11 protein-coding genes are annotated in these 16,974 nt (G+C 45.0%); 7 read left to right on the plus strand and 4 right to left on the minus strand.

Annotated features, from left to right (window positions below; translation table 11 throughout):
• Positions 1–27: 27 nt before the first annotated feature.
• A complete protein-coding gene (locus tag ACXAGV_RS06580; protein ID WP_474872563.1) occupies positions 28–1,323 on the minus strand; it encodes a GntP family permease in 1,296 nt (431 codons plus the stop codon).
• A gap of 321 nt (positions 1,324–1,644) precedes the next feature.
• On the opposite strand from ACXAGV_RS06580, the gene ACXAGV_RS06585 reads away from it, so the two are divergent.
• Positions 1,645–4,023, plus strand: a complete 2,379-nt coding sequence (locus tag ACXAGV_RS06585) for a TonB-dependent receptor (RefSeq protein WP_474872564.1) — start codon at positions 1,645–1,647, stop codon at positions 4,021–4,023.
• A 244-nt stretch (positions 4,024–4,267) separates the two neighbouring features.
• Entirely contained in the window at positions 4,268–4,936 is a 669-nt protein-coding gene (locus tag ACXAGV_RS06590; protein WP_474872565.1) for a response regulator, read from the plus strand.
• A gap of 193 nt (positions 4,937–5,129) precedes the next feature.
• Here ACXAGV_RS06590 and ACXAGV_RS06595 read toward each other — a convergent pair whose 3' ends face one another.
• On the minus strand, positions 5,130–8,588 hold the full coding sequence (locus tag ACXAGV_RS06595) for a PAS domain-containing hybrid sensor histidine kinase/response regulator (protein ID WP_474872566.1): 3,459 nt from the start codon (positions 8,586–8,588) through the stop codon (positions 5,130–5,132).
• A 274-nt stretch (positions 8,589–8,862) separates the two neighbouring features.
• Here ACXAGV_RS06595 and ACXAGV_RS06600 point away from each other — a divergent pair, with 274 nt between their 5' ends.
• A complete protein-coding gene (locus ACXAGV_RS06600; protein ID WP_474872567.1) occupies positions 8,863–9,765 on the plus strand; it encodes a tetratricopeptide repeat protein in 903 nt (300 codons plus the stop codon).
• Between the two features lie 10 nt (positions 9,766–9,775).
• Here ACXAGV_RS06600 and ACXAGV_RS06605 read toward each other — a convergent pair whose 3' ends face one another.
• Both ACXAGV_RS06605 and ACXAGV_RS06610 read right to left on the minus strand, forming a co-directional pair.
• Complete coding sequence (locus tag ACXAGV_RS06605; RefSeq protein WP_474872568.1) at positions 9,776–10,285, minus strand: cupin domain-containing protein; 510 nt, start codon at positions 10,283–10,285, stop codon at positions 9,776–9,778.
• Between the two features lie 118 nt (positions 10,286–10,403).
• Entirely contained in the window at positions 10,404–11,507 is a 1,104-nt protein-coding gene (locus ACXAGV_RS06610) for an L-dopachrome tautomerase-related protein (RefSeq protein ID WP_474872569.1), read from the minus strand.
• A 372-nt stretch (positions 11,508–11,879) separates the two neighbouring features.
• Between ACXAGV_RS06610 and grpE the strand changes: the two genes are divergently transcribed.
• From grpE to ACXAGV_RS06630, 4 genes are all read left to right on the plus strand, one after another.
• Positions 11,880–12,503 carry a nucleotide exchange factor GrpE gene (grpE, locus tag ACXAGV_RS06615; RefSeq protein ID WP_474807685.1) on the plus strand — a complete coding sequence of 208 codons (624 nt, stop codon included), beginning with the start codon at positions 11,880–11,882 and terminating at the stop codon, positions 12,501–12,503.
• Positions 12,504–12,619: 116 nt separating this feature from the next.
• Positions 12,620–14,548 (plus strand): molecular chaperone DnaK, encoded by a 1,929-nt coding sequence (gene dnaK / locus ACXAGV_RS06620; RefSeq protein WP_474830831.1) that lies wholly within the window; start codon positions 12,620–12,622, stop codon positions 14,546–14,548.
• Positions 14,549–14,767: 219 nt separating this feature from the next.
• The gene (gene dnaJ / locus ACXAGV_RS06625) at positions 14,768–15,901 is read left to right on the plus strand and encodes a molecular chaperone DnaJ (protein ID WP_474872913.1); all 1,134 of its coding nucleotides are present in this window, start codon (positions 14,768–14,770) and stop codon (positions 15,899–15,901) included.
• A 396-nt stretch (positions 15,902–16,297) separates the two neighbouring features.
• Entirely contained in the window at positions 16,298–16,780 is a 483-nt protein-coding gene (locus ACXAGV_RS06630; protein ID WP_474872570.1) for a c-type cytochrome, read from the plus strand.
• The last annotated feature ends 194 nt before the right edge of the window (positions 16,781–16,974 follow it).

A 16,974-nucleotide genomic window follows, 5' to 3' on the forward strand; every position in this document is an offset into this window, starting at 1 on the left:
AGGCCATATCGTTGGCTTTGACTAATGCTACATAATGCTAAACAGGCCAATGGCCATGGTAAGGCCAATAACTGGCACCACAACAGTTAGCGCACCAACCGCCCAGTAGGCAGCCTGATGGGTTTCGTTACAAATGGCGCGTATGGTAGTAACCACATAGCCATTGTGAGGTAACGAATCTAATGCGCCTGATGATATAGACACAATTCTATGTAGCTGTTCTGGCTCTACGCCTTGGTCAAGGTAATGCGGAGCCACCAAGGGTAAGGCAATGGCTTGTCCGCCAGATGCACTTCCTGTTAACCCTGCAATCACGCTTACGGCAATGGCGGCACCAATAAGCTCGTTACCAGGAATTTGGGTCATAAGCGCTACAGTTGTTTGAAATGCTTCGGTGTTTTTTGCTATAGAGCCAAAACCTACAACAGCGGCGGTGTTACCTATGGCGATCAATGCGCCGGTGGTACCCGCATTTATGGCAACAGGTAAACTGTGAAAATGTTTGTAGTTAATAGCCAGCAAACACAGTACGCCGCCGCCTAACGCCAGAATAAGCGCAAGCTGAGCGAGTTCTTCATGGAATAGAAACGAAATGACTAACACCACAACTAACGGCACAATTCCGGTAAGCGGGTGGGGTAGCGCTCTGTCTCGTACTTCAGGGTCACTTGCTCTGGCTTCGAAGACCTCGCCATTATTAACGGCTTTTCTGATCATCTTAGCCAGCCACCAGTAACCGAAGCATGCCATGAATATGGCGACGACAAGGCTGACTTCCCATGCTGCAAAAGGTGAGGTGCCTAAATACTTTATAGGGATCCAGTTTTGGATTTCTGGCGAGCCTGCCGAGGTCATCGTAAATGTTACTGACCCAAATGCCATGGCTGCAGGTATGAAGCGACGGGGTAAATTGGCATCCTTAAACAAACTTACCGCCATAGGATAAACAGAAAACGCTACCACAAACACGCTTACACCACCGTAGGTCAAAATAGCGCAAGCTAGCACAACAGCTAATACGGCACGCTTGTAACCAATTTTGGTGATAATCCAGCGAGAAACAGCATCTGCTGCGCCTGTGTCTTCCATGAATTTACCGAATAACGCACCAAGTAAAAACATGAAAAACCAAGAGGCGATAAACCCAGAGAAACCACTCATATAGGTTTGAACGAAATTCACATCGCCAGTGAAGACACCGATATTATTGGTAATGGCAACTACAAGCGCACACAAAGGTGCAGCAATAAAGAGGTTCATTCCGCGTATTGTCAAAACAATAAGCAACAACAGACCGCCCACTAAGCCAATCATACTTAACATAGTTATTATTCCTTAAATAATCTGTGACCGCAGATGATCCGAAACAGTTAAGTCGATTAAAGATTTACTTACACTCAAAACCACAAAGTGTATACAAATCAGATAAAAAGCGTTCATAACAGATATAAAGTTTGACGTTACTTTTATTAAAATCCCATAGTACGATGGTACTACATACTATTTACAATTAATTAACTAAAGTGATTTTGACCGTAGGCAATACATCCGACAGTGACGTGAGCCTGCTGATCTTTGAAGTACAGCATTTGAGGTACAGCAAAGCTCAACAGGCCCTATAATTTAGAACAACAAGGACTCACTATGTCTCAATCAATACACACAAATGGCTTGGTTTTACCCTACCAATCACATTCAGCCCCTGCTAGCACAGTAGAGCGCGAAAGTGCTTCAGTTAAACACCCCATGCGCAGCCTTTGTGCCCTAGCGGTGGCTAGCGTTTTAAGCACAGCGCCAGTATTTGCTCAGGATAGTCAAGCTGATGCCGATGCCGAAGCGCAAAAAGGAAAATTAGAACGCATTGAGGTGACAGCGCGAAAAACTGTAGAGTCGTTACAGGAAACGCCGGTAGCTATCACGTCTATTGGTGCGGTTGAACTTGGCGAAAAAGGGATTAGCGTGCTGACTGAAGTGCAGCAGTTTTCGCCCAACACTACGCTACAAACCAGTCGCGGTACCAATTCCACCTTGACGGCATTTATTCGCGGATTGGGTCAGCAAGACCCGCTTTGGGGCTATGAACCAGGCGTGGGTATTTATGTTGACGATGTTTATATTGCTCGCCCACAAGGAGCCGTACTTGATTTGTTAGACGTACAGCGTATTGAGGTTTTACGTGGCCCGCAGGGGACGCTTTACGGAAAGAATACGATTGGTGGCGCGGTTAAATACGTTACGAAAGAAATGACCGGCGATACTCAGATGAACGTTGAAGCTACGGTAGGTAGTTACAGTCAGCGTGATATCAAAGTGACAGGTCAAATACCGTTGATTGAAGACACGGTGTATCTAGGCGTGGGTTATGCCAACTTAAACCGCGACGGCTTCGGCGAATATCTGGTAAGCGCGTTGCCCAATCAAGATAAAGAGAATTATAACAAAGATCTCTGGGCTGCCCGTGTAACGCTTGAAGTTCACCCGAGTGAAGGTTTGTTTTTCCGTATTGGATGGGATAAGACCGAAGACACATCAAATGCGAAAGGCGGCTACCGTTTAATCCCAAGTATGTTAACTGATGCGCCCGTGCCTGATTCGGTTTTCGATTCTTATACCAGCTTACCTACATGGAATAAAGTCGAGTTAGAAGGCTATAACTGGCTGGCACGATACCAAGTGAATGATGATTTAGAGCTTAAATATATTGGTTCGCATAGAGAGAGCTATTCACCTACCAACATTGATTTTGACAATACGCCCCTGCCTATTTTTGATGTGCCGGCAGAGTATGACGACAGTAATGATACTCACGAGATTCAAGCGAATTATATTGGGAACGCGTTTAGCTTAGTGTCAGGGCTCTATTTTTACGATGGTGAGAGTTGCGGTAATTTTGATGCCATTTTAGGTGTGTTAGGTCAATCGCTTGGTGCCTCAGGGTTGACGCGGGAAGTGACGGGTTGTAATAACTCAGAAAGCTGGGCTGCCTATGCGCAGATGAACTATGACGTAACCGATAAGCTATCGCTTTCGCTTGGTGCCCGATACACCGATGAAGAAAAGTCCGCGTTTGTAAACAATGGTCTGGTATTCGCCAATGTTTATCCTTATACCGACTGGATTGATGGGTACGTGCGTCCCGACGGACAATTAGTGCCTCAAGTACTTGGGACAGACACCGATGGCGATGAAGTGTTAGACGCGCCAGCGGTAGAGAGTTGGTCGCGCTTTACCCCGCGAGTGGGCGTGGAGTATCAAATGGACCGCGATACCATGTTCTTCGCGAGCTATTCACAAGGCTTCAAATCGGGCACGTTTAACCCTCGTGCTCAGACTAACGAGCCTGGTGTTGAACCAGAAGTCGTTGACAGCTTCGAAGTGGGTGTGAAGAGTGACTTAACCGACGCACTTCGTATGAATATCACATTGTTCTCTTACGACCACAAAGATCGTCAGTATATTGGTGTAGAAGGGGATTTGTCTGATCCAACAGCCCTCGACCAGCGACTGCGCAATGCTGCAGAAACGGCCGCAAAAGGCGCCGAGTGGGAGATGACGTGGGTAGCCACGGATAACCTTCAGTTTGACGTTGCTTATGGTTATATTGACTTTGAAATTAAGAAAAATAACGCAATCCCTCCGTTGATTGGTCTAGCAAGTACGCCAGAGAATACCTTTAATCTTAATGCCAACTACCTACTAGAAACGAGTTTTGGTGATATTACTTTCAACGCCAACTACTACTATCGCGATGATTATCTTATCTTTGAAACCAGCGATCTTATTCAACAAGATGCCTATGGTATGGTGAACTTAAGCGCGCGCTGGGAAAGTGTTGAAGGCGACTGGTATGCTGGACTACACGTCAAAAACCTGACCGATGAAGAGTATCTGGTTGGTGGTTATGACTTTGTCACGCAAGACGATGAAGGTAACTTTGGTCCGGGCCTTGGTGGCGATACTACACTTATTGGTTATTACGGTGACCCACGTACAGTTCACCTTACGGTAGGTTATCGATTCTAAACGGTATGTTCTGAAGATGACCAGCAATACGTTTCACGCCTAGGCCATTGCGCTTAGGCGTGCTCACTTTTGTTCGACCTCTTTCGATTGTGTTGGCCGGCGGATATGTCGAGCAGTGAAGGGCGTGGTACGGAGCCTTGCTCAATAACAGATGCGCCAATAGCAGATACGCCAATAAGATTAACCTTTTCTTACCGGCGTGGTAGCATGTTGATTAACAAGGTAGTTACAAGTTGATAGCATTATGTCTGTGAAAATCTTGATTGCTGACGATCATCCTCTGTTCAGGGCTGCGATGTGCCATGCATTGGCTAGCGTGAAGCATATCGAACTTGTAGAAGCCTCCACGTTTCCCGATACGCTCATTAGTCTGGAAGAAAATGACGACATCGATCTGCTTTTCTTAGATCTCACTATGCCAGGCAATGAAGGGTTAAATGGCCTTGCTGAGGTACATGCGCTCTATCCTGATGTACTTGTTGTTGTTATTACCGCACAAGAAGAGCCTGATGTTATGGCAAAATCGTTTGCGTTAGGCGCAAGCGGTTTTATACCCAAATCAGCTTCGGTCGATTGCATTATTGACGCGGTAAATACGGTGTTAGACGGTGAAACTTGGGTCCCGCCTACTGTTCACATAGCTTCGGCCACAATGCTAAATGCCACTGCATCGAATGCGAATGGCCACTCTGGCCAAGATGATTTCACGAACCGACTAAAGCAACTTACCCCTCACCAACTTAAAGTGTTACGAATGGTATCAGACGGCTTGCTCAACAAGCAGATTGCATACGAACTGGCCATTTCTGAGTCCACCGTTAAACAACATGTATCAGCAGTATTGAGAAAACTTGGCGTTATCAACAGGACTAAGGCTGGCATTGCGTTCAAAAATGCTATGCATTTAAGCTAATGTTAAAATCTAGAAACGGTGTGGCTACGCGCTACGGCAAGCTTTATATTGATTTACCCCAATAGCTTGATACATCTCACTGACTGCTCAATAAAAGCAAATGAATAAACACCTGAATATTTTATTTCAAAGCCAGTTTTTTAGCCCAGCAAGAAAAAGCTCAGCTTTCAGAATCAAAAGCACTTTTACAGTCTTAGTGTATACGGTTAAGCGACTGCTTAAGCAGTCGCTTCAGTGCCGCGGGCTTTAGCGGCTTAGGTAAGTAGGTAAATTGATGTGCCGATGCTTCTTCTCTTATTTCATTGCTTCTATTTGCAGTGTTCAAAACCTTCAAAGTAAAGCGCACTCCTGCGCCAGATAATGATAGCGCGACATCAAGACCGGTTTCTCCAGCGTTTAAATGATAATCTGCAATAAGCGCATCAAAGTGTTGCTTTGGAAGACTCCGCGCTTCTTTACTGCTAGTAATAAGCGTTGTTTTGGCTCCCCAATCCTTAAGAAGTGCGCACATGGCATTGGCCACTTGTGCATCATTTTCAACAAGAAGAAAGTGGGCGTTAGTTAAAAATAACTCGGAACCTTTTTTCAGTATATTTGAAGAGCGTTGCTGAACAAAGCGCGGGGTATCAAGGGGCGGGTGTTTGTTACTATTAGCAGAAACGTTACGAGCACTAGGTGTCAGCACGTAATCCAAAGATGAGCGCTTCTGGGATTGATGCATTCTAGGCACGGTAACGCTAAAACAACTGCCTTTATTTGGCGAAGATAAAAGCGCCACTTTATGTTCTAGTAATCTACATATCTTATCGACAATGGTAAGACCCAACCCAATCCCTTCACCTTTATTATTGCTATCGAGTTGGTGAAACTCACTGAAAATCTCTTTCTGATGATGATCAGCGATCCCTAAACCTGTATCGTAAACGCAAAGCTTTATTGCACGTTCTGTACATTCAAAGCCACAGCGCCTGACCCCAACTAAAATACAGCCTTTCGTCGTGTACCTTACAGCATTAGACAGCAAGTTTTGCATTATTCGACGCAGTAAGGTTTTATCTGAGTATACAAACACGTCGCTTTTAACATACCTAAGCGCAACACCTTTTTGACTAGCAATAACGCTAAACTCTTGGACTAACGAAGACAGCATGTCGTCGATAGGGAATATGGACTTTTGCGGTTTTAATACGCCAGCATCTAACTTGGTAATATCAAGCAGCATCGAAAGCAAACTTTGTGCATTATCCAATGAGTTAACGACGCCCTCTGATAGCACTGCCAACTCGCTGCCCTGTGTTTTTTTATTTAGCATACTGGCAAACAGTGTTGCGGCATTGAAGGGCTGCATGAGGTCGTGCCCGGCAGCTGCCAAAAATTTGGTTTTACTCTCATTAGCTTTATCAGCTTGGCGTTTTGCGTCTTCTAATTCGGCAGTGCGTAGCGCGACCCTTTCTTCTAAGTCTTCTTTTGCGCTTTCTAGTTCTTTTTGTATTGCCATGTACTCAGTAATATCGCTATAAGTGGTTACATAGCCGCCGCCAGGGAGCGGGGCACCATTTAGCTCTATAACTTTTCCGTCAGGCTGCTTGCGAATATGCTTGTGGCGGGTACCCTCACGCATATAGCTCACTCGCTTATCAATTGATGAGGGGCTAAATAAGCCTCGTTTGGCGTTGAAATTGAGTATTTCGGTAATAGACATGCCTGCTTTCAAAAAGCCTTTGGGGTAGGCGAAAAGTTCCACATAGCGCTCGTTCCATGCCAATAGCTGCAGTTTGTCATCAAGTACACTAATACCCTGTTCGATATTTTGTACCGATGACTGAAGTACTTCGTGGTTGAATTGAAATGATTGGGACGCTTCTTCTACCCAATCAACCAATTCGGGCAAGCTATCACTGCCGGTATCTGCAATGGCGCCCAATAAAATTCGCGCACTCGGTGCTCCTACTTGGGCGGCAAGCAGCTTATTCACTCTGTCAATAAGAGCCTGACTGGCATATCCGCTACTAGAGGCGCGGTTAACATCCACAGAAAGCTGCTGTACAAGTTGACTGTGAGTACCGGTATCAAGAACACGCTCGGTAAGCGCTATTAAATCACGAACTTTTACGAGTAGATGAGGAGCACCGTCATGTGGTGTCTCGATATTATTTTGTTTAGCGCCACGATTTGATGTGATCAGCGCTACTGCAATAAAGGTTATGCAGTTGGCCACTAATGAATAAGCAAAACCCAGACCTAAAGCTTGGTCAGTAGGTACTGGGTCAAAATAGTAGCTAGACATTAAACTGGGGTAGAGCAGAAATACAGCCCAACAAATAAAGCCTACCAGCAATGCGCAAATAGCTGCAGCTTTCGTACTCCATTGCCAGTAAATAGCAAACATAAGTGCAGGCATACATTGCCCCAATAAAGCAATGGCAATAACGCCGCTTTTCACCAAAGGCGCGGCTTGGCTAATATTTAAGTGATACCACAGTGCAATGCTAAGTACGATTAAAACGGTAAGCCGCCGGATTGAAAGAATGTTACTCGGCTCCATTGAGCGATTTGGTGATGTTTTCAGGCGCGCTTTTAGCCAGAGAGGCGTAACAACATTGTTTGAAATCATGATCCCAAGGGCTAAGGTAGCTACAATTACCATGCTGGTGGTAGCCGATAAGCCCCCAATAAAAGCAAAGCCGGAAAGAGCAATGTTATCGGTCGATAAGGGTAGGGCAAGTACGTAGGCATCTGAACTTGTTGTTGACGGAAGCAGTATTTTGCCGGCAAGGGCGATGGGGATAACGAACAGCGTCATACCCAGTAGATAGAGTGGAAACAACCACCTTGCAGTACGAAGTTCACTTTCACCGTTTTGCTCGACAAAATTCATATGAAACTGTCTTGGTAGTACGAACATGGAACAAACACCAAGAACTACGTGTGATGCATAAACCCAAGGAGCACTATCTGCGTAGATGACGTCCCTAGCACTGTAATTTGACGAGGCGTTAGAAATTAAATCTAAAACGCCATCGAACAAATAGAAGCAGACAAAAATGCCTACTGCCAAAAGTGCGACAAGCTTTATCACCGACTCGAAAGCAATGGTTAGAAGTAACCCAGGATGTTTATCCGTCAGGTTTAGCGTGCGCGTGCCAAAGGTTATGGCAAATATGGCCAGTAAACCTGCCACGTAAATACTTAACCAAGGTGTGCTTGACTGTGGCTCGGCGGTAAGCAAATTTATCGATTTTGTAATAGCGTCTAACTGCAAGGCTATATAGGGCACGACGCCAAAAAAGCATAGTAACGTGATAAGGGCGGCGATTAAATGAGAGTTTTGGTACTTAAGAGAGACGAGGTCAGCTAGCGAACTAATATTGTGCTGTTGGCATAATCGACTTATATGAAGCACCACAGGAAAGGCAAATGCCATGGTGAGCATAATGCCTAAATAGGTGGGGATAACTGCCCAGCCATATTGGGCAGCCTGCGACGTGGTGCCAAAAAAAGCCCAAGATGTGCAGTGTACGCCGAGTCCAAGGCTATAAAGTACAGGGTGCTGCCGATTATCGCGTAAATGCCTGTCGCCCCAAAATGCCAAGGCAAAAAGCGAAAGAAGGTAGAAACCGACGATAGCGCCAACCGTCCATATACTTAGCATAAGTAGTCCGTGTAGTAGATAGTTCGTGCAGTTGAAGGCACAAATTAGTGCTCTCGAAAACTTATTTTCTTCCTCTTTTTACGTTAACATAATTTTCACATGTGGCACATCTCCTATGATGGACATTTGGATTAGCAACAGTTTCAAAATTTGTATATCCTGCAGATATGTGTTATCAGTATTGTAATGCAAAAAGATTTGTCTTCATTGAGCGGTAGGACATAAGCCAAAAACGTTTTTGGCCAATGCGTTGAAACGATAAAAAGGAATTTCGATGAATAAACGCTCAGTACACATATACTTCTTTCGTATTACACTTCTAATCACCTTTATTTTGTCTGCATCGGCGGGAGCCATACCAAATCAACCCGAGTGCGTAGACGAAGATTGCTCTCTTGCTAAATTGAATACGCTTCGCGCGTTAGCATCCAGAGGTCATGAGCAAACCAGCTTCTCTCTTGGCCATATCTTTATGAACCCAGAATCTGGCGTTAAGACAGATTTAGAGAATGCTTTCTATTACTTCAGTAAATCTGCCAAACAAGGCTTTCTGCCGGCATATCGACAAACTGCCGGTATGTTAGCGCAAGGTATCGGGACAGAAAGGGATTTGGGAGAAGCTAAGCGGATGATGAAAAAGGCTGCCGATGAGGGCGTAAACAGAACGGCAGAAGAATACGCTGTATTGGTTTTTTCTGATAAAACATCCACGCAAAAAGAAAAAGAGACCGCAATCACATTCTTAGAAGCGGAAGTTAAAGAGGGAATGAGTTACCTTGCCAACTACTTACTAGCGATCCTTCACATCAATGGAGAGTTTGTAGAAAAGGATATGGTAAAAGCGAAAACGTTATTAGCATTCCCAGCGTCAGGTAAATACGCCAATTCTGTAGAGCTACTACAACAGTTAAATGGACAAGCCTTCGTTGAACAAATTAGTGATAATTCACAGCAAAGCTCTGGCCTTGATAGCGATATTGAAACCATCACGGTTACTGGGATTAGTACCAATATGGTTGATATTCATGCTTTGATGTTGGCAGAACTAAGACGAAACCACGGACAAACGGGAAGCCGGATAAAAGGCAACGGTTGCAAAGCTGGCGAACCTAGCTGCGTGATAATGGACAGTGGCTCTATCCGAAGCAAAACGTTTTGGTCAATAGGTACTAGGTAAGCCAGTTTAACTATTTAATGTAGTCAGCAGTGCCGTCAATCCAATCCTGACGTGCAGGCACGAAAAAATCGATATCTATTGCGTCTTCTGTAAAGTGAAATTCATGAGGTACGTTTGCTGGAAAGACCATGATATCACCCGCTTTCATCATGTATTTTTTTCCATCGGAAAATACCGTCGCTTTTCCTTGCAAAAGCCAGGTGACTTGTTCGTTAGGATGTTTGTGAAGCGGAACTTTAGCGCCTTTTTTGGCATCCCAGCGAACAAATGTAGATTCGTTACCGTGAAAATACTGACGGGTTAATTTGTCGGTCACACTTTCTTTAGGTTGCTCTGCTAAATTGAATAAAACTGCTTGAGATACCAAGTGGCTATTTACATCATTTATCACACCTTTGCCGGGCGCTGCCGATATTTGCTTATCCTCTGTTGTTAATGGTTTTTCGATTACTGCGGTGGCAGAAAGAGAGACTAGCAAGCTAAGAGGTAAAAGGGTTACAAGACCAAACGCTCTTTTCATTATTTCCTCACATAAATTCAGTTATTAGTAAAAGTGAGGGGCTGATTGCCCCCCCTCTGAGATGATTAGGTGTGATTAGGGATAAATAGGGAGAATAGGTTTTATTCTCTATCTATATTTATTGCTCAAAGCGGAAGCGATAAAGCACATAGGGTGGCTTGGCATTACCTAGCCCTTGGCTGAAAGCTGGGTGCTGATGCAGTTGGTCTTGAGTGACGTAAACATAACCGTTGCTTGTTGCAAGGCTATCGGGCCAAGACAGGCGCTTATCTTGAATAAGCGTTTGATACTTTCCTTTAGTTGTTAACCCAACCGCGTTATTTTCTAAATCGGTGGCTAACACACCACCTCCTGGCGCTAGTGCAATACCGTCACTCGGGTTTTTGGGGCCAAATACCTGGATAGATTCCTCTAGTTCATTGTCTGATAGTGACGTGTCGCCAATAACGGATGTTGATATTTGATAAATTTTGGTGCCAGTGAACGCGCCAAAGTAAAGCGTGTCAGAGGCTGGGTCTAACGCTATTGGATTTAAACCAAATTTAAGCGGGTTTGGCTTACCATCATCGGTTTTAGAGGCAAGTAGCGATGCTTCAATAACAAGTTCTCTATCTTCAGGCATAAGATAAGAAGCGCTTTCTAATACGCGCTTAGATTCGCCCGTCTCGGTGTCTACGACAATAATTGCCGGCTTTGTTGCACCAGCAAAGTTGCCAAATGTCATGTCTGCGATATAAATTTTGTTATGCTTTTCATCAATAACAAAGTCTTGAACAAACGAATTTGCTTTAAGTGCTTTGCTATCAAGTTCGATGGTTTTAACCAGAGCATTTTCATTGCTATCCCACGCAACGAGTTTGGCTGGTGAGGTTTCACTTCCCATATCAAGCATCCATACAATGCCTTGACTATCGCTGTGTATTCCAATAACGGCACTAAAGCCCACATCACCGGTTTGTGGGCCATCAGCCCAATCTAAATTAGGGAAGGGTTGTTTAGACCCATTAGCCATTACTTCAACAATCTTTAGCTTGGGATTATCAAGCGGATGCATGCTAATGAGTAATCGGCCAGACGGAGTAATAGTAATACCTGCGCCTCTGGCGTCTTCAAATGTGGTGACAGGCTCTAATGGGCCTACTTCAGTAGCAGCGAAGGCCACGCCGTTTAACATGCTTAGCCCAACAGTAGTAGCGATAACAAGTTGCTTTAATTTGATCATCTCTCTTCTCCAATTTTTGGTACGTGGTAAAAAAGTCGGTACAGCTCAATTGCGACTGGCAGGAGAAGTGTAGAGATATAATTTGCAAACAGTAACAGGCTTGTTTTTGAATCTTTGTCAAAAAATATTTGATAATGAAGGTGGGAAGCGAGAATTCAGGACGCTTCGTTTTAAACACATCACTTAGAGTCCGAAGTAGTTTTTATATTAAAACTAAAATTTTTCAGTATTTTTTAAAATCGTCCACAAAATTATTGTGGATACCCTTGATCACCTTAAAACTAGCCCCATAACTAAGCGCAACGAAGTTATTCCCAGTAATTTTAGTGTTATTGGGCATCGCCTAATTAAGAAAAACGTTTGGAGGTAGGCATGAGCGATAATCGCGACGTGCAGGCAGAACAAGAAAATACAGTAGATGAGACTGTAATTAATGCTGATGAAGCGCAGGTAGAAGCATCAGAAGCTGAAGGTGTAGAGCTAGACGAAAATGCGCAGCGCATTTACGAACTAGAAACCGCACTTTCTGAGGCGCAAGCAACCATTAAAGAGCAGCAGGATGGTGTACTTCGAGCGCGCGCAGATGCTGATAACGCACGTCGTCGCGCTGAAGGCGAAGTAGAAAAAGCTCGTAAATTTGCGCTTGAACGTTTTGCTGGCGAATTGCTTCCGGTTATCGACAATTTAGAGCGCGCTATCGAAATGACCGATGGTGACAATGAAGCTGTGAAGCCGCTTTTAGAAGGTGTGGAAATGACCCACAAAACTTTCTTAAGCACCATTGAGAAATTTGGATTAAGCCTTATTGATCCGCAGGGTGAAACCTTTAACCCTGATTTGCATCAAGCTATGTCGATGCAAGAAAGTGCAGACCACGAGCCAAATACAGTAATGGCTGTGATGCAGAAAGGTTATCAAATTAATGGTCGCTTGCTTCGTCCTGCCATGGTTATGGTATCGCGTGCACCAAGCGACGGTGTGGATACGCAGGCCTAAGACGCTTTTTGCGACGAACACACAAAAATGTCAGTTTTTTTACTGGCATCTATTGAAAAGACGGGGAATAACCCCACTAAAAGTACAGTATTAAGAAAATCATTCGGAGACACGAAATGGGTAGAATCATTGGTATCGACTTAGGTACAACGAATTCATGTGTCGCAGTTCTAGACGGCGACAAACCTCGCGTAATTGAAAACGCGGAAGGCGATCGTACAACACCTTCAATCATCGCATACACAAACGATGGTGAAACACTTGTAGGTCAATCAGCGAAGCGTCAGGCGGTAACTAACCCTGAAAACACGCTATTCGCTATCAAGCGTCTAATTGGTCGCCGTTTTCAAGATAAAGAAGTACAGCGCGACATCGACATCATGCCTTTCAAAATTGTAGGTGCTGATAACGGTGATGCGTGGGTAGAAGCAAAAGGCGAAAAAATGGCGCCTCCTCAGGTTTCTGCTGAAGTACTTAAGAAAATGAAGAAGACCGCTGAAGACTACCTTGGCGAAGAAGTAACTGGCGCAGTAATTACTGTTCCTGCTTACTTTAACGATTCTCAGCGTCAAGCAACTAAAGATGCGGGCCGCATCGCAGGTCTTGAAGTTAAGCGTATCATCAACGAGCCGACAGCTGCTGCTCTTGCCTACGGCATGGATAAGAAGCAAGGCGACAACGTTGTTGCAGTTTACGACTTAGGTGGTGGTACCTTCGATATCTCTATCATCGAAATCGATGAAGTAGACGGCGAGCACACGTTTGAAGTACTAGCGACTAACGGTGACACACACCTTGGTGGTGAAGACTTCGATAACCGTGTTATTAACTACCTAGTTGAAGAGTTTAAGAAAGATCAAGGCATCGACCTACGTAAAGACCCGCTTGCAATGCAGCGTCTTAAAGAAGCCGGTGAAAAAGCGAAAATCGAACTTTCTTCTTCACAACAGACTGAAGTTAACCTGCCTTACATCACGGCTGATGCAACAGGTCCTAAGCACTTAGCGATTAAGCTAACTCGTGCGAAACTTGAGTCTTTGGTTGAAGACCTAGTGAAAAACTCGCTTAATCCACTTAAGCAAGCACTAGCTGACTCGGATCTATCTGTAGGCGACATCAACGATATCATCCTTGTTGGTGGTCAAACGCGTATGCCGCTAGTACAGAAGTATGTAACTGAGTTCTTCGGTAAAGAGCCACGTAAAGACGTTAACCCTGATGAAGCAGTAGCGGTAGGTGCGGCAATTCAAGGTGGTGTACTTTCTGGTGACGTTAAAGACGTACTACTTCTAGACGTAACACCTTTGTCTCTAGGTATCGAGACAATGGGTGGTGTAATGACTGCGCTTATCGAGAAGAACACGACTATCCCTACTAAGAAGTCGCAAACGTTCTCTACAGCGGAAGACAACCAGTCTGCGGTAACAGTGCACGTACTACAAGGTGAGCGTAAGCAATCAAGCGGCAACAAGTCTCTTGGTCAGTTCAACCTTGAAGGCATTCGTCCAGCAGCGCGCGGTGTACCGCAAATTGAAGTAACTTTCGACCTAGATGCTGACGGTATCCTACACGTGTCTGCGAAAGATAAAGACACAGGTAAAGAGCAGAAGATCACTATAAAAGCTTCTTCAGGCCTAAGCGATGAAGAAGTGGAAAAAATGGTAGCAGACGCAGAAGCGAACAAAGAAGCGGATGCGAAGTTTGAAGAGCTAATTCAAGCGCGCAACCAAGCTGATGGCATGGTCCACGCTACACGTAAGCAGCTTGAAGAAGTTGGCGATGCACTAAGTGCAGAAGACAAAGCGCCAATTGAAGAAGCCCTTACTGCGCTAGAAACAGCGTCTAAAGGCGAAGACAAAGCGGAAATCGAAGCGAAAACGCAAGAACTTATTCAGGCGTCTAGCAAGCTGATGGAAGCGGCGCAAGCTCAACAAGCAGCAGCTGGTGGCGCAGAAGGCGCTGAGCAGCAAGCTTCTTCTGGTCAAGCAAACGATGACGTTGTTGACGCAGAATTTGAAGAAGTGAAAGAAGACGATAAAAAGTAAACTGTTGTGATTAGCCCGGCGCGCCGGGCTGTGTAAGCAGTTCAGGCGCAACAGGATATTCTTGTTGCGCCTTTGTTGTGTAAATAACTTGGTGCAAATAGCTTGGTTTAAATGACCTAGCGTTATTAAAAACCTAGTCAGGTTATTTTCACAACAGTCAGATGTAGATTCGACGAGCATTACATGCTTGTCGACAAAAAAGTAGGATATGTAAACGATATGTCGAAACGAGACTACTACGAAGTACTCGGGGTAGATAAAAGCGCGGGCGAACGTGAAATTAAAAAAGCGTACAAAAAGCTTGCGATGAAGTATCACCCTGACCGTACGCAAGGCGATAAAGCCCTGGAAGATAAATTTAAAGAAATCCAGGAAGCCTACGAAATTCTGTCAGATTCGCAGAAGCGTGCTGCATACGACCAATACGGCCACGCGGGTGTTGACCCTAACCGCGGTGGCGGCGGCTTCGGTGGTGGTGCCGACTTCGGCGATATTTTTGGCGATGTTTTTGGTGATATTTTTGGCGGCGGTGGTCGCGGTGGACGTCAGTCGCGTGCTCGTCAAGGTTCAGACCTTCGTTACAACCTAGAGCTTAGTTTAGAAGAAGCAGTTCGCGGTAAGAGCGTAGACATTCGCGTACCTACGCTGGTCGAATGTGACGTGTGCGACGGCTCAGGTGCGAAGAAAGGCTCTTCACCTACAACCTGTCCAACCTGTCATGGCAACGGGCAAGTTCAAATGCGCCAAGGTTTTTTTGCCGTACAGCAAACCTGTCCAACGTGTTCGGGCAAAGGCAAGATTATTGAAGATCCTTGTAACAGCTGTCATGGACATGGTCGTAAAGAAAAGACTAAGACCCTTAACGTTAAAATACCAGCAGGCGTTGACACAGGCGATCGTATTCGTCTTTCTGGCGAAGGCGAAGCGGGCGAGAATGGTGCACCAGCGGGTGACCTGTACGTACAAGTACACGTTCGTGAACACGACATCTTCCAACGCGACGGCAACAACTTGTATTGCGAAGTACCGCTAAGCTTTACTACTGCAGCCCTTGGTGGCGAACTTGAAGTTCCAACTTTGGACGGTAAGGTTAAGCTAAAAATTAGCGCCGAAACGCAGACTGGCCGCATGTTCCGTTTACGCGGCAAAGGCGTTAAGTCTGTTCGAAGTGGCGCCATGGGCGACTTGATGTGTAAGGTTGTGGTCGAAACACCAGTTAACTTGTCATCACGCCAAAAAGAGCTACTTCAGGAACTTGAAGAGTCCATGGGTAAAGCGTCAAGTAAGCATAGCCCGAAAGCGCAAGGCTTCTTCGATGGTGTGAAGAAATTCTTTGACGACTTAACTAACTAGTTTTTGTGCTCCTATCTAGTTTCGAAAGCCCTTATTTATGAGGGCTTTTTTGTACCTAAGAACCTCTTCTCCCGAACCTGCAGTTTGGGGGGGAATCTGTAAACGAGATAATATTGAGTGTCTGTCCGAATCTGTACTTTGTGAAAGTAGGGTAAGTGACTGTCCGAACCTGTACTTTGTAAAGGTAGAGTAAGTGGGTGTTCCTTTGCCATCTCTCTTTGTCATTCGAATATTTGTTAAAGACATGACTTCGCGCGGCTAATCCCTTGAAAGCGATTGTTCACCGTTAAGTTTCTTGCGCTAAAACCAACTATTCGTCACGATAGGCGTATAAGTAGAAGGTAAAATATCTGCAAACGAAAAAGTAGATAACCAGTAATTAAAAAGGGAACAGGCATGAAACTATTTAATAAAGCGATGATCGTAGCAGCAACCGTTGGAGCAGTGATTTCAGGCTCAGCGACAGCTGAAGTTATGGAAGCTTCATCTGAAAAACACGCTAAAGCAGCAACTCAATATCGCCAAGCAGTTTTTCAATTGGTGCGCAGTAATATGGGGCCGTTGGGTGGTATGGCGAAAGGTGCGCTACCTTTTGACGAAAGCGTAATGCAGACTAACGCTGTGCGCCTTGAGCAACTTGCCGATATGATGGGTGACTATCTCGCTGTCGACACGCGTAAGTTTGACGTAGAGACCGGTGCGAAGGATGAAATTTGGGAAAACTTCTCAGATGTAGAAAAGAAAGTGATGGCACTTAAAACGGCCGCACAAGGTCTACAGGCTGCAGTGGATGCAGGTGACGAGAGCGCGTATCGTGGTGCTATAGGTAAAATTGGTGCAAGCTGTAAGTCTTGCCACGATGACTACAAAAAAGACTAAATTTTAGGTGCTGTTGACGTCAGTGTTCTATCACTGCTCAACAGCACTTGTTCTCTCAGCATCTATTCTGTTAACACCTACTTTTTCAACCTCTCACCTTTCGATAAGCGTGCTGAGGCTTGATAATATTCTAATAATTGTTTCATAAATCTTCGACAAGTAGCAGACGTTAACTTTTTCACTCTTTATTTCGC

The organism is Alteromonas sp. ABH4_453 (genome assembly GCF_056160665.1).